Origin of the sequence: Pedobacter sp. FW305-3-2-15-E-R2A2 (assembly GCF_038446955.1) — a bacterium.
GTDB lineage: Bacteria > Bacteroidota > Bacteroidia > Sphingobacteriales > Sphingobacteriaceae > Pedobacter.
Genome location: NZ_CP151803.1, coordinates 4,590,681 through 4,610,288, shown reverse-complemented (window position 1 = coordinate 4,610,288; position 19,608 = coordinate 4,590,681). Strand labels below are relative to the sequence as shown.

At 42.6% G+C, this 19,608-nt stretch carries 15 protein-coding genes and 1 riboswitch; of the genes, 8 read left to right on the top strand and 7 right to left on the bottom strand.

Annotated elements, in window-relative coordinates:
• Nucleotides 1–5 precede the first annotated feature (5 nt).
• Nucleotides 6–1,253 (top strand): competence/damage-inducible protein A, encoded by a 1,248-nt coding sequence (locus tag AAFF35_RS18545; RefSeq protein WP_342328023.1) that lies wholly within the window; start codon nt 6–8, stop codon nt 1,251–1,253.
• Between the two features lie 50 nt (nt 1,254–1,303).
• Nucleotides 1,304–2,635 carry a dihydrolipoamide acetyltransferase family protein gene (locus AAFF35_RS18540; protein ID WP_342328022.1) on the top strand — a complete coding sequence of 444 codons (1,332 nt, stop codon included), beginning with the start codon at nt 1,304–1,306 and terminating at the stop codon, nt 2,633–2,635.
• 75 nt (nt 2,636–2,710) lie between these two features.
• On the opposite strand, the gene AAFF35_RS18535 is transcribed toward AAFF35_RS18540, so the two are convergent.
• From AAFF35_RS18535 to AAFF35_RS18520, 4 genes are all read right to left on the bottom strand, one after another.
• Complete coding sequence (locus tag AAFF35_RS18535; protein WP_342328021.1) at nt 2,711–3,952, bottom strand: homoserine dehydrogenase; 1,242 nt, start codon at nt 3,950–3,952, stop codon at nt 2,711–2,713.
• Between the two features lie 7 nt (nt 3,953–3,959).
• A complete protein-coding gene (metX, locus tag AAFF35_RS18530; RefSeq protein ID WP_342328020.1) occupies nt 3,960–5,018 on the bottom strand; it encodes a homoserine O-acetyltransferase in 1,059 nt (352 codons plus the stop codon).
• A 3-nt stretch (nt 5,019–5,021) separates the two neighbouring features.
• Nucleotides 5,022–6,329 (bottom strand): O-acetylhomoserine aminocarboxypropyltransferase/cysteine synthase, encoded by a 1,308-nt coding sequence (locus AAFF35_RS18525; RefSeq protein WP_342328019.1) that lies wholly within the window; start codon nt 6,327–6,329, stop codon nt 5,022–5,024.
• A 233-nt stretch (nt 6,330–6,562) separates the two neighbouring features.
• A riboswitch (SAM riboswitch) is annotated at nt 6,563–6,676 on the bottom strand.
• A 171-nt stretch (nt 6,677–6,847) separates the two neighbouring features.
• Nucleotides 6,848–7,963: an aminotransferase class I/II-fold pyridoxal phosphate-dependent enzyme gene (locus AAFF35_RS18520; protein WP_342328018.1), complete on the bottom strand. Its 1,116-nt coding sequence runs from the start codon at nt 7,961–7,963 to the stop codon at nt 6,848–6,850.
• A 114-nt stretch (nt 7,964–8,077) separates the two neighbouring features.
• On the opposite strand from AAFF35_RS18520, the gene AAFF35_RS18515 reads away from it, so the two are divergent.
• The 6 genes from AAFF35_RS18515 (at nt 8,078) to AAFF35_RS18490 (ending at nt 11,783) form a co-directional block, all read left to right on the top strand.
• Complete coding sequence (locus AAFF35_RS18515) at nt 8,078–8,569, top strand: hypothetical protein (protein ID WP_342328017.1); 492 nt, start codon at nt 8,078–8,080, stop codon at nt 8,567–8,569.
• Between the two features lie 97 nt (nt 8,570–8,666).
• Entirely contained in the window at nt 8,667–9,434 is a 768-nt protein-coding gene (locus AAFF35_RS18510; protein WP_342328016.1) for a TSUP family transporter, read from the top strand.
• Nucleotides 9,435–9,444: 10 nt separating this feature from the next.
• Nucleotides 9,445–10,437: a cytochrome c peroxidase gene (locus AAFF35_RS18505; protein ID WP_342328015.1), complete on the top strand. Its 993-nt coding sequence runs from the start codon at nt 9,445–9,447 to the stop codon at nt 10,435–10,437.
• Nucleotides 10,438–10,768: 331 nt separating this feature from the next.
• Nucleotides 10,769–10,978, top strand: a complete 210-nt coding sequence (locus AAFF35_RS18500) for a hypothetical protein (protein ID WP_342328014.1) — start codon at nt 10,769–10,771, stop codon at nt 10,976–10,978.
• Between the two features lie 65 nt (nt 10,979–11,043).
• A complete protein-coding gene (locus AAFF35_RS18495) occupies nt 11,044–11,289 on the top strand; it encodes a hypothetical protein (RefSeq protein ID WP_342328013.1) in 246 nt (81 codons plus the stop codon).
• A complete protein-coding gene (locus AAFF35_RS18490) occupies nt 11,286–11,783 on the top strand; it encodes a hypothetical protein (protein WP_342328012.1) in 498 nt (165 codons plus the stop codon). Before AAFF35_RS18495 ends, AAFF35_RS18490 begins: the two co-directional genes overlap by 4 nt.
• Before the next feature lie 155 nt (nt 11,784–11,938).
• Here AAFF35_RS18490 and AAFF35_RS18485 read toward each other — a convergent pair whose 3' ends face one another.
• Genes AAFF35_RS18485 through AAFF35_RS18475 form a run of 3 tightly spaced genes read right to left on the bottom strand, consistent with a single transcriptional unit; the run spans nt 11,939 to nt 19,544 of the window.
• Nucleotides 11,939–14,464 (bottom strand): zinc-dependent metalloprotease, encoded by a 2,526-nt coding sequence (locus tag AAFF35_RS18485; RefSeq protein ID WP_342328011.1) that lies wholly within the window; start codon nt 14,462–14,464, stop codon nt 11,939–11,941.
• Between the two features lie 42 nt (nt 14,465–14,506).
• On the bottom strand, nt 14,507–16,144 hold the full coding sequence (locus tag AAFF35_RS18480) for a RagB/SusD family nutrient uptake outer membrane protein (RefSeq protein WP_342328010.1): 1,638 nt from the start codon (nt 16,142–16,144) through the stop codon (nt 14,507–14,509).
• 25 nt (nt 16,145–16,169) lie between these two features.
• Nucleotides 16,170–19,544 carry a TonB-dependent receptor gene (locus AAFF35_RS18475; RefSeq protein ID WP_342328009.1) on the bottom strand — a complete coding sequence of 1,125 codons (3,375 nt, stop codon included), beginning with the start codon at nt 19,542–19,544 and terminating at the stop codon, nt 16,170–16,172.
• Nucleotides 19,545–19,608 lie beyond the last annotated feature (64 nt).

Sequence of the window (19,608 nt, the reverse complement as noted above, 5' to 3'; positions counted from 1 at the left end):
CTGATATGCTGGCGGAAATTATAACCATAGGCGACGAAATCCTGATTGGTCAGATTGTAGATACCAATTCTGCATGGATGGCCAAACAATTAAACCTGATCGGAATGAAGGTGAAACAGATCACCTCGGTCTCTGACGATGCTGACCATATCATTGAAGCTTTGGAGCAGGCAGAAAAAAGAGCGGACATCATTTTAATTACCGGAGGATTAGGCCCTACAAAGGATGACATTACCAAAGTCACATTGGCAAAATATTTCCATATGGGTTTCAGAAGAGATGCAGAAACCCTGCAGCATGTGACCGAAATCTTTGAGCGCCTTAACCGGCCGATGATCGACCTGAACAGGAAACAAGCGGATGTTCCTGATGGATGTACGGTGATCAAAAACAAAAATGGAACAGCACCATGTATGTGGTTTGAGGAGCATGGAAAGATCTTTGTCTCCATGCCTGGTGTTCCTTTTGAAATGATGTATTTAATGGATGATGAAATCATTCCGAGAATAAAAAAAGCTTTTAAGCTCCCGGTCATTTACCATAAAACGATTCTCACTTCAAATATCGGGGAATCCTTTCTGGCGGTAGAAATAGAAGAAATCGAAGCGGCCTTACCTGCACACATTAAACTGGCATACTTGCCCAGACTGGGACAGGTTCGGTTGAGACTCAGCACCTCCGGAACGGACGAAGCCTTACTGCAGCAGGAAGTAGAAATCTATGCACAGCAGATCATCACCAAAATAAAGAAATACGTCGTTGCAGAAGAAGATATTGCTTTGGAAAAAGCCATTCTGAACTTTATGGAGGCACGAAAACTGACGCTTTCTACAGCAGAGAGTTGTACCGGAGGATACATTGCACACCTGATTACCCAGCATCCGGGATGTTCTTCTGTTTATGAAGGAGGAGCGGTGACGTATTCTTATGAGCTTAAAATGTCCATTCTCGGTGTTCAGCAGGAAACGTTGGCTAAATATGGTGCCGTGAGTGAAGAAACGGTTAAAGAGATGGCTTTGGGGGCAATAAAACATTTTAAAACAGATTATGCAGTAGCTGTTAGCGGTATTGCCGGACCTGATGGTGGTTTGCCTGATAAGCCTGTCGGAACTGTCTGGATAGCAGTGGCTCATGCCAAAGGAGTGGTGTCGAAAGTATTCAGTTTTGGCAACAAAAGAGCACAGAATATTGAACGTTCTGCCAGTGCTGCCTTATCAATGATTTTGAACGAACTCCAGCAACATGAGGATTAAGTGTCCGAAATACTTTACTTTTGTACCTGATACCAATCATAAAATAAAAAATGGCTCAATACGAATTATTGTTACCTAAAATGGGGGAGAGCGTTGCGGAAGCAACCATTATCAAATGGGCGAAACAACCAGGAGATATGATAGAATTGGACGATACAATTTTGGAAATCGCTACTGATAAGGTAGATTCTGAAGTTCCATCACCAATCGCCGGTAAGTTAATCAAACAGTTATTCAAGGAAGATGAAGTGGTGCAGGTAGGTGCAGTGATTGCAATTATCGAAACCGATGCCAATGCCGCTGCAGCACCTGTTGAAACCGCAGCAGCTCAGCCGGAAGCGGAAAGGGTAAGCGAACAGATTCCCGGTACGGAGCAGTTGCCTTCGAACGATGCCGCAACACAGCCGGTTAAGCAAAGTAATTCAGATCGTTTTTACTCACCATTGGTGAAAAATATCGCCGCTCAGGAAAATATTGAGCTGAGCGAATTGGACAGCATTACAGGTACAGGAGCAGAAGGACGTTTAACAAAAGATGACCTCTTAAATTATATTCAACAGAAAACAGGTGGTGTTGCTCCTAAAGCAGCTGTAACAGCTCAGGCAGCAGTTCCTGTAGTCAACAATCAACCAGCGCCTTCTAAGCCGGTACAGCCGGTGGTGAGTGTGAATGGTGGTGATGAAATCATTGAGATGGACAGGATGCGCAAGCTGATTGCCGATCACATGGTGATGAGCAAGCACAATTCTCCACACGTTACTTCTTTCGTGGAAGCCGATGTAACCAATATGGTGATGTGGCGCGAAAAAGTGAAACGCAACTTTGAGAAGCGTGAAAATGAAAAAATCACTTTCACACCGATCTTTATCGAAGCGGTAACTAAAGCAATTAAAGACTTCCCAATGATCAATGTTTCTGTGAACGGAACGCAGATCATCAAGAAAAGAGATATTAATATCGGTATGGCAGCAGCTTTGCCTAGTGGAAACCTGATTGTTCCGGTCATCAAAAATGCAGATCAGCTTAACCTGGTAGGTTTAACGAAATCGGTGAATGACCTGGCCATCCGCGCCCGTAATTCAAAGCTTAAACCAGACGAAACTCAGGGTGGAACATTTACCCTGACCAATGTAGGTTCTTTTGGAAACGTAATGGGAACACCCATTATCAACCAGCCTCAGGTAGCGATCCTTGCCGTTGGTGCGATCAAAAAGAAACCGGCAGTATTGGAGACTGAATTTGGGGATGTCATTGCCATCCGTCACATGATGTTCCTTTCCCTTTCTTACGACCACAGGGTGGTAGATGGTGCCTTAGGCGGATCATTCGTGCGCAGGGTAGCAGATTACCTGGAAAGCTGGGACATCAACAGAGAGATTTAATCTTTTAAAAGAAAATACAGCATACGCAAAAGGCCCCGAAATCCGGGGCCTTTTTGCGATCAAAACAATTTATTATTAATTAAAAAGAACTTCCTCTTCCGTAACCGTCTGGATCTGTTGTTCTGTATAGGTATATCTTCCGGTATGGGCGATAAACACATCTTTCTGCTCCAGTAAATTACGGTTGGCCAATAAGGTTTTTAAGCTTACACTTCCGATTACATACTTGTAATCCTGACGGCTAAAGCGCTCTACAATATTTTCTACCTGTAGTTTTTCTACGGTATATTCATGAACATAACGCAGGTAAACTTCGATGTTTACATTGTCGGTATGGATCAATCCGTTCTGCTGGTGGTATTTTTTGTACTCATAGCGGTAATCGTATCTCAATGCCGCGATGTCTGAAAGCACTGCTGCACCCGTAGGGTGGCCACCTGCACCTTTTCCGAAAAAGAATTGCTTGTCGGCAAAGGCAGCCTGAACAGTTACCCCATTGTATTCGTTCTCTACATTGTATAGGAAATCGTCGGATTTGACAAACTTCGGCAACACATAAGTAACCACTTGTTTCGTGCTGATTTTACGTGCTGTAGGAACGAGTTTGATCTTGAAATTTTTCTCTCTTGCATACCTGATGTCGTTTTCGCTCAGGTTTTGAATGCCGATATTCAGGATCTTATCCGGGTTAATGAACAAGCCATAAGCATGTGCAGTAGCAATGGCCAGTTTGAATTTAGGGTCATAACCACCCACATCCAGAATCGGATCAGTCTCTGCAAAACCAAGGTCTTGTGCCTGCTTTAAAGCGACGCCATATTCCAGGTTTTCATTGAAGATTTTCGAAAGGATATAATTGGAGGAACCGTTAAAGATTCCGCTGATGCCATGCAGCAATTCATTGTCGTAATATTCTTCCAGGTTTCTGATGATGGGAATACTTCCGCATACTGCACCTTCATAGAGTAAAGAGGCACCATATTTCTCCTGCAATTCTACCAGTTCTGCCAGGTGGGTAGCGATCATTTTTTTATTCGCTGAAACCACGTTCTTGCCACTGATCAGGGCACGTTTGGTAATGGTGAAGGCTGCATCTGCATCATCGATCAGCTCGACAATGGTATTGATCTCTTCGTTATTTAAAATCTCGTCGTGATTGGTGGTGAAAAGGTGGGCATCTAAGCTGCGTTTCTTATCCGGGTTTTTGATGGCGATTTTAATGATCTCCAGGTTGAGGTCCTGACCACGAATGATGTCGTGTAATCCCTGACCTACAACTCCAAATCCAAATAAACCAATTTTAAGTTTCTTGCTCATCTAAGTACTATGCTGTTTTATGTAATTTAATTATTTTCTTGTTGGTGCTTTCTTTCAGGAAATTGCCGATCACATTGGTCAGAATGTCTGTCTCAATCAGGAAACCGTCATGGCCATAGGCCGATTTGATGGAGTGAAAGGCAGCATCCGGAATGTGTTTGGCCAGGAATTCCTGTTCAGTGATCGGGAACAATACATCGTTCTCTACACCAATCACCAAAGTGTTTGGTTTTACCGTAGACAAAGCTTCTGTAACACTCTTTCTGCCTCTGCCTACATTGTGGCTGTCCATCGCTTTGCTCAGGTACCAATAGCTGTAAGCATTGAAGCGCTTACATAGTTTTTCTCCCTGGTAGTTCTGGTAAGAAGAAGCACGGAAAGAACCGGTCTTATCGTTTACGCTTTCCAGTTGGGTATCGGTATAAGCATCGTAGCTGCGATAAGACAATAAAGCAATGCTTCTTGCTGTTTTCAAACCTTTTAATCCGCCATCTGGTTTCTGTGCATAGAAACTTCTGTCGGTACTGATGGCCAGACGCTGACTTTCATTGAAAGCAATTCCCCATGGGGAATGAACCGCATTGGTAGCCACCAGGATCAGATTTTCTATGGCTGAACCATCAGTAATAGCCCATTCCAGTGCCTGTTGCCCGCCAAGGGAACCACCGATTAAGACCTTAATGTCTTTAATGCCCAGGTGTTCTGCAAGCAAACGATGCGCAGAAACGAGATCACGGATGGTAAATTCCGGGAAAGACAGGTAATAAGGTAATCCGGTAACCGGATTCTCGCTTAATGGATTGGTGCTTCCATAATGGGAGCCCAATACATTGGCACAAATGATAAAATGTTCTTCCGGATTAAACAGGTCGTTATTACCGAAAAGGCCTTTCCACCAATCCAGCACATCTGAGTTCGCCGTCAAAGCATGACAGGCCCAGATCACATTGTCTTTTTTGGCGTTCAGTTTTCCATAGGTCTGATAAGCAAGCTCTATTTTGCGCAATTTCTTGCCATTTTCGAGCTTGAAAGTCTTGTTATGGGTATATGTGGATATCGTGCTCATTGTTTAGTTTAGGTTGATTGCAGCAAATGCCTGTTCAAAATCTGCTTTAATGTCGTCGATGTGTTCAATTCCTACGGATACACGCAATAGGTTTGGTGTTACTCCTGCAGCAATTTGCTCGCTTTCGCTCAGCTGCTGGTGTGTGGTTGCTGCCGGCTGGATGATCAGCGTTTTCGCATCTCCAACATTCGCCAGGTGGCTGACCAGTTTCAAATTGTCTACCAATGCAGTGGCCTGACTTTTCTCTCCATGAAGCTCGAAAGACAAGACGGCTCCGAATCCATTCTGCAGGTATTTCTTCGCATTTGCATGATATGGACTACTTTCCAGACCTGGATAGTTCACACTTTTTACGGCTTCATGATTTTCCAGCCAGTTGGCCAATGCGAGTGCATTGTCTACATGGCGCTGTACGCGAAGCGAAAGTGTTTCCAGTCCCTGAATCAAGAGGAAAGAGTTGAAAGGGGAGATGGCAGGGCCGAAATCCCTCAAGCCTTCCACACGGGCGCGGATGATGAACTGGATGTTTCCGAATGGACCGCCGATGCCAAAGACATCATTAAAGACCAGTCCGTTATATCCTTCGGAAGGTTCGGTAAATTGTTTGAACTTACCATTGCCCCAGTTGTAATTTCCGCCGTCAACGATTACTCCGCCGATACTCGTTCCATGTCCGCCGATCCATTTAGTGGCCGATTGAACGACCACATGTGCACCATGTTCCAATGGACGGAACAGATATCCGGCAGCACCGAAAGTATTGTCTACGATGAGTGGAAGGTTGTGTTTACCAGCAATAGAGGAGATCTTTTCAAAATCAGCAATGCTGAAAGAAGGATTTCCTATGCTTTCTAAATAAAGTGCTTTGGTGTTGGCATCGATCTTGGCCTCAAAATCTGAAGCATCATCGCCATTGGCAAATTTAACTTCAATGCCTAAACGTTTAAAGGCTACTTTGAACTGGTTGTAAGAACCACCATATAAATGAGAAGAAGACACGAAATTATCTCCGGCTTCCAGAATGTTATTTAAGGCAATGAATTGTGCTGCTTGTCCGGAGCTCACTGCCAGGGCAGCAACACCGCCTTCCAAAGCGGCTACACGTTTCTCAAAAACGTCTGTTGTTGGATTCATGATCCTGGTATAGATATTTCCGAATTCTTTTAAAGCAAAGAGGTTGGCGCCATGTTCTGAGTTTTTGAATCCATAAGAAGTAGTCTGGTAAAGTGGAACGGCTCTTGAACCTGTTGTTGGGTCAATTTCCTGACCTGCGTGTATCTGAAGGGTTTCGAATTTATGATTGGCTGACATATGTTATTCTTTTAAGCGTTTGGTAAATAAGGATTTAGGGAATCTGCTCATGCGGTAATCTTGCATAAGGGGATATAGCTGTTTAGCGTACCTCAATGAGGCCTTCCGGATGGATCAAGAATGCAAAAGGAAGATTTTGTTGATTATCGTATGCAACAGCACATACAAATCGTATGCTGCGGGCAACAATAATTAAAAGAATCTGATGTAATTTTAACTGTTCTCATTGTCTTAATTTATCTCTCCAGATGGCACCATGCCAGCCGGTCAGGAATTGGCACCTTCTCCATTTTGGGAGGGTTGCCAGTGGGTCAAAGAGCCTGTCTCTCGCCACTTCTTTATAAATCAAAACCCAGTTTAGGAGGTAATGACTTGAATAGCTTTCGCTAAGAATAGTTCAAATGTAAAGCTAAGTGACAAAATAACCAAAATTATATTCTGGTTATTTTGTAATTAACTGATAATAAGCGATATAAATTGTTGTTTTAAGATTTGATTTTTGGTGGTATCGTTATTTTTTAAGCCAAAGCCTGATTGAAATCTGCGATAAGATCATCGATATGCTCTAGTCCGACAGAGACCCGAATTAAATTCTGTGGGGTCTTGGTGTCCGGACCTTCTACCGATGCACGGTGTTCGATCAGACTCTCTACACCACCCAGACTGGTCGCCTGGGCAAACAGCTTTACGGTGTTGACTACCTTTCGGGCTTCATCGGCACCACCACGCACAAGGATGGATAACATGCCGCCGAAACCGCTCATTTGTTGTCTGGCAATTTCATATTGAGGATGGTCCGGCAACCCCGGATAAAATACCGCTTCAATTTTCGGGTGCTGCGCTAAATATAAAGCCAGGGCCATTCCGTTTTCGCAATGTCCACGCATCCGGTAGGGAAGGGTTTTGATGCTTCTTAACAATAAAAAGCAATCGAATGGAGAAGGTACCGCTCCGCCGACCTGCTGGATATTTCTGACCTTCTCCCAAAAAGGCGTTTTCTCCGCTGTGATGAGTGCTCCGCCCAGTACATCACTATGACCACCGATATATTTAGTGGAAGAATGCATCACGATGTCTGCACCCAATGCAATCGGATTTTGCAGGCATGGAGAAGCAAAGGTACTGTCGCAGGCCAGGATCAGGTTGTGTTTTTTCGTGATGGCGGCAATGGCAACGAGGTCTGTGATTTTCAGCAAAGGGTTAGATGGGGTTTCTACCCAGATCATCACCGTATTTTCTCTGATGTAACTGGAGATGTTTCCAACATCGGTCAGGTCAATAAAGTCGATGGTTAAGGTGTCTGCAAAAATAGATTGCAACTGTTTTTTAAATCCCCAGTACATGTCGTCAGGAGCAATGATATGGCTTCCTGGTTTTAAGGCCTGAAAAAGAGACATTCCAGCGGTATTGCCGGAAGAGAACGCACAGGCATCTGCGCCATGCTCCAAATCGGTCAGCACCTTCTCGAGTGCAGAGCGGTTAGGATTGCTTACACGGCTATACATATGTCCGCCGGAATAGCCACCGTCTTCATCTCTGAAAAAAGTTGTGGACAAATTAATAGGCGGCGTCACGTCTTTTGTGCTGCTCTCGTACAAATTTCCGGAATGGATCGCTAAAGTTTCTGGTTTCATTTTCAGGAGGATAAATAGTGAATTAAGGCGCTTGGTACAACAATGCTAAAGGTAAAAATTATTCTGTTGAAGTTTTGGCAAGATTTATGTATTAGAGAAGAAAAACAAATTGATATGAAAAGAATATTCCTGATAGCAGCCATTTTATGCAGTTCATTAATGGTTTTGCAAAGTTGTTCACCAAAAGGTGGTGCTGGTCAAACGGTTGTTAAGCGTGGTGATGTAACAGGCAACTGGGTGCTGAACGACATTACTTATGAAGGCATTCCTCAGTCATCTGTAAAAACATTGTTTGGTGAAAGCTCAGCTAGTTGCTTTGTTGGAAGTACCTGGAGATTAACAAATAGTGGTAATGGAAGCTATAGCTTGCCAGGTGGTGCAGCTTGTGCCGCAAAAACACAGACCATTTACTGGTCGGCAAGTGTTCCGGATCAAACTTTCCAGTTCAAGAAATTATATGAAGGTGATAAAGCTAAAAACGTAACTGAAGGTTACAGATTGGTACTTTCTTCTTCCACAAAAGAATCATTGGTGATCAAATCACCAGTAGAATATGGTAATTCAACTGCTTATATCGTGTTAAACTTTACTGCAGCAGCAAAATAGTTTTAGTAAATTTGGTTTAGGTTAAAGAGGACTCAGTGGTGTGGGTCCTCTTTTTTTATATTAAAAAAGGCTACTTTTGCGGCGTTTAAGAAATGCTATGATGCCAGATCTGATTATACTCTGTATAGTCTCCTTTTTTGCCGGATTTATTGATGCCATTGTTGGTGGGGGAGGTTTGCTTCAAACTCCAGCCATCATGATCGTTTTGCCACAATATTCTGTGGCTACCCTTTTCGGGACGACCAAAATTCCTTCGCTCTCCGGAACTGCATTTGCTGCCTGGAAATATTCACAGAATGTAACGCTAAACTGGAAATTGCTGATTTATGTGGCCATGCTGGCTTTTGTCGGGGCAATTCTTGGTGCACATAGCATTACACTGATCGACAATACGGTAATTAAACCGGTGGTGTTTTTTATCCTGATCGCTGTGGCGGTCTATACTTATTTCAATAAGAGCTTCGGCGTTCATCAGGACAAAGACCACAGCATGTTCCAGCAAATGGCCATCGGCCTTTTCTTTGGTTTTGTGATCGGTTTTTACGACGGGCTGATTGGCCCGGGAACAGGCACATTTTTTATCCTTGCTTTTATCGCCCTGCTGGGCTATGATTTTCTGCATGCGAGTGCGAGTGCGAAGCTGATCAATATGGCCACGAACATTGCGGCGATCTGTTATTTCGGAAGTACCGGACATATCTTATATGAGTTTGCCATTCCTATGGCCGTTTGTAATGTCGGAGGATCTTTTCTTGGTACTAAACTGGCCTTGCTGAAAGGCAATAAATTTATCAGGATCTTTTTCCTGCTCGTTGTTTTCGGGACCATCCTGAGGTTTGCCTATGATATTTTTATCAAGGCATAATTAATTTTAAATGAAGAAAAATAAGCTTTTTGTTATTGCAATTATTGCGTTCTCTACGGTTCTTTTAGGTCTTGCTTTTGGCCTGTCTACGATAAAAACAGTAGTTGCCGTGAGAAGACCGGTTAACTTTCCTGCACCTTTTCAAAAGGACCCTGCCTTAACGGTAGAAGGGATCACCCTCGGACAAAAGCTGTTCGATGATGTGTCTTTGTCCAAAAATGGAAAGCTGGCCTGCGCTTCCTGTCATAACCAAACGGATGGCTATTCCAGTGCGGGCATTAAGATCAATGAAGGGGTAAATGATCAAATATTGGGTACCAGAAATACCCCGGCACTGATGAACCTGCAATGGAAACATTCGTATTTCAGAGACGGCAGGGAAACAAAGCTTCAGAATACTGCGGTCAATGCTTTTACGAGCCCTGCAGAAATGGGAGAGACAATGGATAACGTGGTAAAAAAGCTAAACCAATCCCCGATTTACAGGCAACATTTTAAAACGATTTTTGGCATAGATACCATTAAGGCGAAAGACCTTACGGGAGCAATCGAGCAATACCTGCTTTCTTTGGTTTCTGCGAATTCCCGTTATGATCAACTGGTGGTAAAGCAGAAGGATACTTTTAGTCCGGATGAAAAGGAAGGACTTCTTTTATTTAAAGAAAAATGTGCTTCCTGCCATGCGACAGATTTGTTTAGTGATGAATCGTTGAGGAATATAGGAACAGCAGCTGCCGATGATCCGGTAAAGAAATTTAAAGTGCCGAGTTTAAGAAATGTGGAGGTGAGTGGCCCTTACCTTCATGATGGTCGGTTCAGCACGTTGGAAGAGGTGTTGTCGTTTTATGCTTCCGGTGTAAAGAAAGCCCCGGGACTAGATCCTTTGATGCAGCAGCATGGTCAAACAGGAATTCCTTTAACGGCTGCGGAGCAGAAAAAGATCATCTTGTTTTTGAAGACTTTAACTGATCATGCTTTTATCAATAAAACCACGCTTCAGTAAATTGCAGGAATTTATCCCATGGATTGTACATTTATGGATATGTTTAATTGTGAAAATCGAAGAAAAATATTTGAATGATGAGCAAACGTATCTTGTTGAAGTTATTGGGTTTTAATTTAGCATTTGTGTTGATCGCAAATTTAAAGTTATGGTATCAAGGGCAAAGCGATTGGAGAATTCATGCATTCTTGTCTGTTGTTATTTTTTTTGGTGTACCAATGAGTTTGGGGGTGGGGTTCTTTGTTCTGTACATCGCCTATTTCATTGTAGATAAAATCAAACAGATACGTGAGTGGTATACTTATCGAAAGCGGAATTAAAATTAATTAATATGGATTTTAAACCTTTTTTTGCCGGAGTTGGCTTTTTAGTAGCGGCATATCTCATCTATAATAATATTAAAAATGAAAAACCTTCTTCAGAAGGAACAAATTGGGAAGGGCCTACACTTTCTACCTATATAGGTGTATGGGGGAGTGTTATCCTATTTACTATGGTTGGGGTTGGATTCATTTTGAAATCATTGCCGGCTCAGATTTAATTATAGAATTATGAAACTTGATATGTTAATCTGGCATACAAGCAATATCCATCGATACATTTAATATGAAGAGTAAATTCATTGTTGTTGTTACAGTCTTAATAGCTGCACTGGTAGTTTATATATTTCTAAGGAGAAGCGATAGAGAATTACTTGAAGTTATAAAGTGTTGTGTTACAAGTAATACTGGAGTTGTGATTCCTGCAAGGCTATATTCAAGGGTTGCTAGCCCTACTATTGATGGTAAACAGGTCAGATCATCTTCCATGACAAAAAAACAATTTGAAGAGGCAGTTAAAACAATCCGATGATGAAAAATTATACATTATTTTTAGCCTTAATTATCTGCACGCTATTTTCTTGTTCTAGATCTAATACTAAGTTTTTAAAAAAGTTAGAGGATTCTGTTAAATTTTATAGTGACCAAGCAAATAAAAATAAGGTCAAATATTCCACATTCTATTTAAGTAGTATAACCGATTTTGAATGGGACAAGTTTTATATATTCGATGAATATGTGACGAATGAGATGATTAATGAAATAACCGGTCTGACATGGGATGGGGCAAATGTGCCAGGAGGAAATAGGCGTATAGTTTTCATCTATAAAAAAAAAATCGTGCAATATGTAGATTTTGAACCTTATCAATTTCCAGTTTTCTTTTACACTTGTGGAGGCACCGAACAGTATGAATTTAGTAAACAAGATGATTTGTTTGCGGTTTATTACCGTTGTGATAAAAATGGGTGTATATACGTAATGGTACCTGAACGTTGCGCGAAATCCATTATGAGGTTAGACTAAATGAAATGTCACGGGGGCAAGGTTCTATGATTCTTGATTGGAAGGTTGAATCTAATTGATCTTCTTGTAGAAAAACCTAGAAAATGGTTCTCATATGTTTAAAAAAAGGGATTGTTTGAAAAAACAATCCCTTTTTTATATTGATCAAGAACTGATTAGATCTTTGGATTCAAAATTTTGTTAATTCTATCCGCCAGATCTTCATAATGACTTTTAATCAACGGAGTCGTTGCCGTTACCTGAAGTGCTTTTACATTCGCATTCAGTTTTTTCAATTCTGCGCGAACCAATAACCTCATGTCAGAGCTGTTTGGATTGTAAGGCGTGATGCCCATAATCGCATACGAAGATTCTACTACCGGTTTATCCAGTTTCAATAATACCCCTAAACGATCCGCATAAGCTCTTTGTAATGCTCTTTTGAATACATCAGGTGTTTCATTGGCGAAGATCGCTGTGCGAAGGTCAGTCAGCATGTTATTTACCGTATAGGCATTGTTCCCGTTTTTGATCTCATCGTCGATCATTCTGGCAAAGCCATAAGTTTCCAATAGGGAAGTCAACACCTGGTTTTGCATTTCCATAATGCGGTTGTTCACCACACCATAATCCACTCTGGCCATCATCGATTTGTTCAGCAACCAGTTTGGCGTGGTAAATACCTGTTTATTCAGGAAAGCAATGGCTTGTTGTTGTTTTGCTTTTGGGGTATAAGAATAAACTGCGCCTGGCTCGTCTACTGTTTTTACATCTTCCTGAAGTCCGCTGATGTTAGACACCACATGGTTTACATAACGTCTGTACTGACGGATCACTTCATAATATAAGTCATTCGCATCTTCCAGCTCTTTTCCTGGCTCATAAGTCCATTTCTCGATGTTAGGAAGGATTCTTTTCAGGTTCTCTATGCCATAAGTGCTGGCTTTCATGGCATTGTCGCCAAGGTCCTCACTTTGTGCACGCGGATCAATAGAACCTTGTTTTCCATAGAAATAGATCGGATCTTTTGATTTCTTCATGATCATCGCATCCAGTATCTTTTTTTCTTCTTTTACCGATTGCTGAGCAGGGAAATACGTATAACCGAATTTAATGGCAAACTGATCATAAGCACCGATTTTAGGATAGATCTCGGTAATGCCATCACCAGGCTGCGCGATATAGTTGAAACGTGCATAGTCCATGATGGAAGGTGCCGTACCATATTTAGCGGTGAAGGTTTTAGAACGTAAAGAATCTACCGGGAAGGCAGCACTGGAACCGAAATTATGTAATAATCCCAAGGTGTGTCCTACTTCATGAGAAGAAACAAAACGAACCAGCTGGCCCATTTGTGTATCACTGATCTCCGTACCCCTGGCTGCCGGATTAATGGCTGCAGTCTGCACAAAGAACCAGCTTCTCAATAGGGACATCACATTGTGATACCATCCGATATGGCTCTCCATGATCTCTCCTGATCTTGGATCTGCGATCCTTGGACCATAGGCGTTCTCTGTAGAAGAAGCAAAATAACGGATTACCGAATAACGCGCATCTTCTGTACTGAATTCCGGATCTTCCTGTGCAGTAGGGGCTTCTTTAGCGACGATTGCATTTTTAAAACCTGCGGCTTCGAAAGCCGTATTCCAGTCGTTCACCCCCTGAATCAGGAAGGGTACCCATTTTTTAGGCGTTGCAGGATCTATATAATAAACAATCTGTTTTTTAGGCTCTACCAACTCACCGCGGCTGTAAGCAGCCTCATCTTTAGGCTCTAATCTCCAGCGCTGAATGTAAGCAGTAGGGGTAACGCGTTTATCGCTCACACTGAAATCCAGTTGTCTTTCTGTAAAATAACCAATCCGCTTGTTTTCTGTACGGGCTTTCATCGGTTCTTTTGGAAGCAATACCATTGAGGTGTTCAATCCGAAAGTCATGGCGCCAACGCTTTTATCTGCCGGAAGTTCCGGGCTTCTGTAAGTTTTTACTGTTTTTACTTCCACATTCTGAGGGAAGCTTTTTACGGTATCCACGTAAGACCTGGTGTTGTCAATTCCGCTGATTTTGTAGGTCTTTTTCAAGCCTTCAGGAAGAGACATTCCCGGAATATCACCATTGTAAAAATCGGTGATGTCAATCAAAACACCTTTACCATTGCTGCTGAAAGCTTTGATGTCAAAGACGGCAAGGATTGGCAATGCATTGGAGTTTTCCAAAGCCTGCTGTAAGTCGGAATTGGCATCTGCCACGTACGTATAGCTGGGTACTCTGATAAAGATCTGCTTGTCGCGCCTTTCCCATTTCCAAACCTGGTTGTTGATCATCTCTCCGCCATATTGAGCTCTTGATTCTTTCAACGCTACCGGCGTCTGACTAAAACGGGTCACGACCAACATTTCTCTGCCTAACAGGGAATCCGGGATCTCGTAATAATACTTCTGATCTACTTTATAAATATTGAATAATCCGCCATCGGCTTTAGTGCCGGCAGGGATAACTTCTGAAAACTTTTTGAGGTTACTCTTTTTGATTTCCGCTGTTTTTGCTGTCGTATCTTGCTTTGACTTTCCGGCAATACTGCCCGGCCATTTGGTTTTCTGAGCATAACCATCAGCGATGGTAAATGCAGAAAGCATGATCAGAACAGCAGCCTTGGTCAGGCTGCTGTTTTTTGATGATAAAGTGGATCTGAAATTCATTAAAGGATTAAATTGATATTTGATGTGTGTATGTTAGAAAAATTACCAACCCGGGTTTTGTGGGTTTAGATTCGGGTTTACTCCGAGCTCCACCAGTGGAATCGGCATCCAGTAGTTCTTGTCTGTAAATACCCTGCTACCAGATACTTTTGGAGCATAAGTAAAGCTGCCATTGGTCGCTTTAGTAATCGTTACCCCGTTTACCTTTCTGTTTAGTATAGTGGCGGCTTCTTTCCATCGGCGAAGGTCATTGTACCTGTTCTGATCTTCAAAAGCAAGTTCAATCCTTCTTTCATGGCGGATTTTGGCCCTCATTTGTTCCTGAGTTAAGTCTGCTGCGAGTTCCGGCATTTTTACTCTTTTTCTGATGTCATTGATCGCCTGGTACACCGTCGCGTCAGGTCCCACCGCTTCATTTTGAGCTTCGGCATAATTCAACAGGATTTCTGCATAACGAAGGATGATCCAATTCGTGCTGCTGGTGGTATTGGGATCTTTATTGTAATCGAAATCTTCTGCAATAAATTTCCTGGTATAATAACCTGTCGGACTGGCATTGGTGGTTGGCATGTCTTTACCTTTGGTAAACGTTTCTACCGGACGACCTTTAAACGGAGCCGTATTGAACAGGATTGATTTTTCGAAACGTACATCACGACCAGCATAAGGATCTGCGGGATCATAGCCTGAGCCTGTTTCGGTAATCATCTTTCCGTTTTTCATTTCATATTCATTTACGAGTTCCTGAGTAGGGCCGTTGACGCCTCTTCCTCCATATCCCGCCGGACTGTTGTTCTTATCAAAACCATGTTGTCTTTCTCCTTTTAGTCCGTTGTAACGGAATTCAAGGATGACCTCAGGTTTTACGAGTACATTCTTTTTAAGAAAAGGATCATTATAATCCGGCTGCAAGCTAAAGGCGCCTCCATCCATTACTTTTTTAGCTGCGGCAGCTGCCTTTTGCCAGGCAGACAGGTCGTTTGAAGCATTGTTCAGCGGACTTGCAGCCCATAATAAAATACGTGATTTAAACGCTTCTGCTGCAGGCGAAGTGATGCGGCCAAGCTCGTCATTGGCGTAGTTGGCAGGGAGGTCAGCCGCTGCCTTGTCCAGTTCTTCAATGATAAAAGCAATCCCTTCTTTATGGCTTACTTTTGCCGGTTTATCCTGAGCCTCTTCTACCGGCTGCGCATGAAGCAAAATTGGGGCGTCTTTGAAGTTATTAAATACCTGGTAATAGACGTAAGCCCTGAAGAACCGTGCCTGGGCCAGAAATTCTTTTCTTTGTTGTTCGCTAAGCACAGGTGCAGCTGATGCACGCTCCATAAAGTAATTGATCTTCCTGATCTGCGCGTAGCTGTCCTTCCATAAGTTTTTCAATGGAAAGTTGGTGCTGGTAAAATCACCAGTCAGAAAGGTGGAGATCTTACCTTCTTCCACACCGATTACCTGTAGGTCGTCGCTATAGGAAGCGGGAATGTAGGTGGTGGTAAATCCGGTATTCATGAAGGAATAGAACTCATTTAATGACATTTTAATGAGGTCAGGATCATTCCATAAATCAGCTTCTGAAATCAGGTTCATCGGCTTTCTGTCCAGGAAATCTTTCTGACAGGAGCTAAGGCTGAGCAGGCCTGTAAATAAAATAGCAAGTGTATATTTTGAAATATGAAGGTTCATTTTCGTTGATGATTTGATGAATAAATTAAAGGCCTAGACGTAAACCAAAAGAGAAGATTCTTTGCGGTGGATAAGAGTCTGCAAATCCTCCGGAGATTTCCGGATCAAACCTTCTGTTGTTGCTGATGGTGAATAAATTCTGCCCTTGTGCAGTTAGCGTTAGTGAAGAAATTCCAGCCCTGTTGATGATCTCTTTTGGAAGAGAATAAGACAATTGCGCGGTACGAAGCTTGAGGTAGTTTCCATTTTTTACGTAAAATGTAGAAGGATACCTGTTGGCTTCATAATTAGACAGCAGGCGCGGGTAACTCGCATTCTGATGAGTTGGGGTCCACCTGTCCATATGCTGCTCGTAGAAGTTATTTAAGTCCGTTGCCGGAGAATAATTGATGTATACTTCTGTGGAAGCCTGGAAGAAAGCATCTGCGGTGAAATTTTTCCATTTCATGCCCAGTGACAATCCGTAAACTGTAGGAGGGACGATGTATTTAGTTTGTACGCCACGGTCAGGGCTGCCGCTGTAAAGCTCTACGACACCGTCTCCGTTTAAATCGACATACCTGATGTCGCCGGGTTTACCACTTACCGGCGTTCCTCCGGGACTAACCAGGTATTTTGGCCAGTTGTCTGCATCCTGCTGATCTCTGAAAATGCCGTCGGCTTTCAGGATTCTTGATACCCCTACCGGGCGACCTTCCTGACGTAAACCAGGCAGCATGGTGTCGTTTTCGCCATAGTCGATCACGTTACTTTTAGTATAGGTCATGTTTAACCTGGCCGAATAACTCACCTGTCCGATCTTGTTTTGATGAGAAAGAGCAAATTCAAACCCGTAATAACGTTCCTTGCCAAAGTTTTCCAGCGGAGCGGTAAGTCCGAAGGTACTCGGTACATCGTAACCTTTTGAACGGAGGATGTCGTATTTGTATTTATTGTAATAATCTGCTTCGAAACCTAGTAAACCTTTCCATAAGGTGGCATCAATTCCAATGTCAAATGAGTTTACTTTCTCCCAGGTGATATTGGTATTGGGTACAGAGGTATTGGTGATCCTGGTGTAAGGAGCAATGCCGTTGGAAGTTCCAAATACATAACCTGCCGGGAAAAAGGCGTAGTTGTAGAAATAAGTATATAATGAACCGCCGTCATTTCCAAGTTTACCGTAGGAAGAGCGGATCTTCAGCTCATCAATAAACTTAAAGCGATCTTTGATAAAGTCTTCTTCAGACATTACCCATGCTACTGCTAAGGAAGGAAATAAAGCCCTTCTTTTGCCTTTCGGGTAATAAGGAGAACCGTCATATCTGAAATTACCTTCTATAATATAGCGGCTGTTGTAGTTGTATACCAAACGGGCAATGGCACTCTGACGGGCATTTTCCGAAGAATAACCCGTGATTTTCTGAGAATTTACATCGCCAAGAAACAGCTGGTCAATGGTAGAAACAGGGAAATTGCTTCTCGAACCACTCATGCTCTCTGCTTTAGATTCATTTTGTTCGTACAAAGCAAGCGCGCTGATGGAATGTTTGCCAAAAAGCCTTTTGTAATTCAGGGATACCTGAACGTTGAGGTTGCTATTCTGACTGAAGTCCTGGTTTAAGGAAGCTTTTTCAGTTTTATTCTGTTGGGTATATTCCTCTTTGGTTGCGGATAAGGTATACTGCGGGAAAGGAGCCGTAAAACCTTTCGCGAGGGAATTATTCCTGTCAATGGTAACAAGACCTGTAGCAGAAAGGCCTTTAATGAATGGAATTTGTTGTGCTATTTTTAAGGAACCACTGAAAATATTTCTATTGACCTTATTGTAACCACTTTCTTCCATGGCATCGGTTAAAGGATTACCTGCAAAACCGGCAAAGTTATAAAGGCCATTGGCGAAGCGGGCAGGAGTGACCGACCCCAGTGTTGCCATCCTGTTAAAAATGGTTTCTGTATAAGCTGCCGGACCTTTTACATTTTCATTGATGTAATTCAAACCAACAGATACGGTGGTATTGGAAGTAACATCAAGGTCAAAATTACTCACTGCACCATAGCGTTTCATGCCGGCAGTGCTGATCAATCCATCCTGACCGGTATAGGTACCACTGATGAAATAACGGGAATTGTTTCCACCGCCATTCAGGCTGAGGTTGTGTTTCTGGGTAAGTGCAGAACTTTTCAGTACTTCTTTATACCAGTTCGTATTTGGATAACGGTCCGGATCAGATCCGTCTTTAAACTTCTGGATTTCCTCGTCGGTATATTTTGTTCTCGGAGAAGAACCTTTCTCAGCCTTGTCATTGTCGTACATCTCATTGTTCAGCAAGGCATAGTTATAAGAATCAAGGAATTTTGGGGTGCGTGTAGATTGCTGGATCCCTAAATTCGCATTGTAATTCATCGATATTTTATTGGCCTTACCACGTTTGGTGGTGATGAGAATTACCCCATTGGCACCTCTGGCACCGTATACTGAAGCCGAAGCGTCTTTTAAGACACTGATGTTTTCTATCGAATTGTAGTCCAGCTTGTCAATTTCCAAACTCGCTACACCGGGATCTCTGGCCACTCCGTCAATCACGATCAGGGCTTCCCCCATACCGCGGATCTTGATGGAAGAACGGTCACGGTCGGGAGCACCGGAAGCGCTCATAGAGGTCGAAAGACCAGTCACACGCCCCATTAAGGTGTTGGAAATGTTTACTGCCGGTGATTGTGCAAGATCTTCTCCTTTGATCACACCGATGGCACCGGTCACTAATTTCTTTTGTTGTGTACCATATCCTACAACAACCGTTTCGTTTAGTTCTTTAAAACTAACGGTCATGGTGACATTGATTTGTGTCCTTTTGTTGATGGATACTTCTTCTCTTTTGAAACCAAGGTAGGAGAAGAGCAGGGTATGGTCTTCTTCTGCTTTGATCTTATAAAAACCTTCAGTATTGGTGATGGCAATGCCTTTACCTTCTTTGACCACGATGGTTACCCCTGGCAAAGGAAGGTTTTTATCGTCGGTTACCCGCCCTTCAATGGTAATCATTTTAGCAGCAATCCCTTCAGCTGTCAGCTGTTTAAGTCGCTCTTTGACTACAATAATGTTCTTTTCAATACTGTAAGTCAGTGGCTGATATTTGAAGATTTCGGTTAATGCTTCGTCCAGCGTTACATTTTTAAGGTCCAGGGAAAGCGATCTGGAACTCCGGATGACTTCATTATTGAAGATAAAATAATAACCCGTCTGCTTTCTCAGGTCCTGCAGGATGGTTTTTAAGCCGGTATTTTGTCTGGAGATGGTTACTCTCTGACCAAAAGAAGCCGAACTTACCTGAATACCCAAGGTAATCAGGATAATAATGGTTAGTTTCATGATGATGAATACTTTTTTTCTGACTTTAGAATGTAGTCGTACTTTCATAAATTTGAAATGTTTGGGTTTAAGATGAAGATTTGCAATCCCGGTAATTACCGGATACTCTTTA

Bases quoted from the DNA above. Each gene is read 5' to 3' on its own strand.
- AAFF35_RS18545 (WP_342328023.1), top strand. From the start codon at position 6: ATGCTGGCGGAAATTATAACCATAGGCGACGAAATCCTGATTGGTCAG.
- AAFF35_RS18540 (WP_342328022.1), top strand. From the start codon at position 1,304: ATGGCTCAATACGAATTATTGTTACCTAAAATGGGGGAGAGCGTTGCG.
- AAFF35_RS18535 (WP_342328021.1), bottom strand. From the start codon at position 3,952: ATGAGCAAGAAACTTAAAATTGGTTTATTTGGATTTGGAGTTGTAGGT.
- metX (WP_342328020.1), bottom strand. From the start codon at position 5,018: ATGAGCACGATATCCACATATACCCATAACAAGACTTTCAAGCTCGAA.
- AAFF35_RS18525 (WP_342328019.1), bottom strand. From the start codon at position 6,329: ATGTCAGCCAATCATAAATTCGAAACCCTTCAGATACACGCAGGTCAG.
- AAFF35_RS18520 (WP_342328018.1), bottom strand. From the start codon at position 7,963: ATGAAACCAGAAACTTTAGCGATCCATTCCGGAAATTTGTACGAGAGC.
- AAFF35_RS18515 (WP_342328017.1), top strand. From the start codon at position 8,078: ATGAAAAGAATATTCCTGATAGCAGCCATTTTATGCAGTTCATTAATG.
- AAFF35_RS18510 (WP_342328016.1), top strand. From the start codon at position 8,667: ATGATGCCAGATCTGATTATACTCTGTATAGTCTCCTTTTTTGCCGGA.
- AAFF35_RS18505 (WP_342328015.1), top strand. From the start codon at position 9,445: ATGAAGAAAAATAAGCTTTTTGTTATTGCAATTATTGCGTTCTCTACG.
- AAFF35_RS18500 (WP_342328014.1), top strand. From the start codon at position 10,769: ATGGATTTTAAACCTTTTTTTGCCGGAGTTGGCTTTTTAGTAGCGGCA.
- AAFF35_RS18495 (WP_342328013.1), top strand. From the start codon at position 11,044: ATGAAGAGTAAATTCATTGTTGTTGTTACAGTCTTAATAGCTGCACTG.
- AAFF35_RS18490 (WP_342328012.1), top strand. From the start codon at position 11,286: ATGATGAAAAATTATACATTATTTTTAGCCTTAATTATCTGCACGCTA.
- AAFF35_RS18485 (WP_342328011.1), bottom strand. From the start codon at position 14,464: ATGAATTTCAGATCCACTTTATCATCAAAAAACAGCAGCCTGACCAAG.
- AAFF35_RS18480 (WP_342328010.1), bottom strand. From the start codon at position 16,144: ATGAACCTTCATATTTCAAAATATACACTTGCTATTTTATTTACAGGC.
- AAFF35_RS18475 (WP_342328009.1), bottom strand. From the start codon at position 19,544: ATGAAAGTACGACTACATTCTAAAGTCAGAAAAAAAGTATTCATCATC.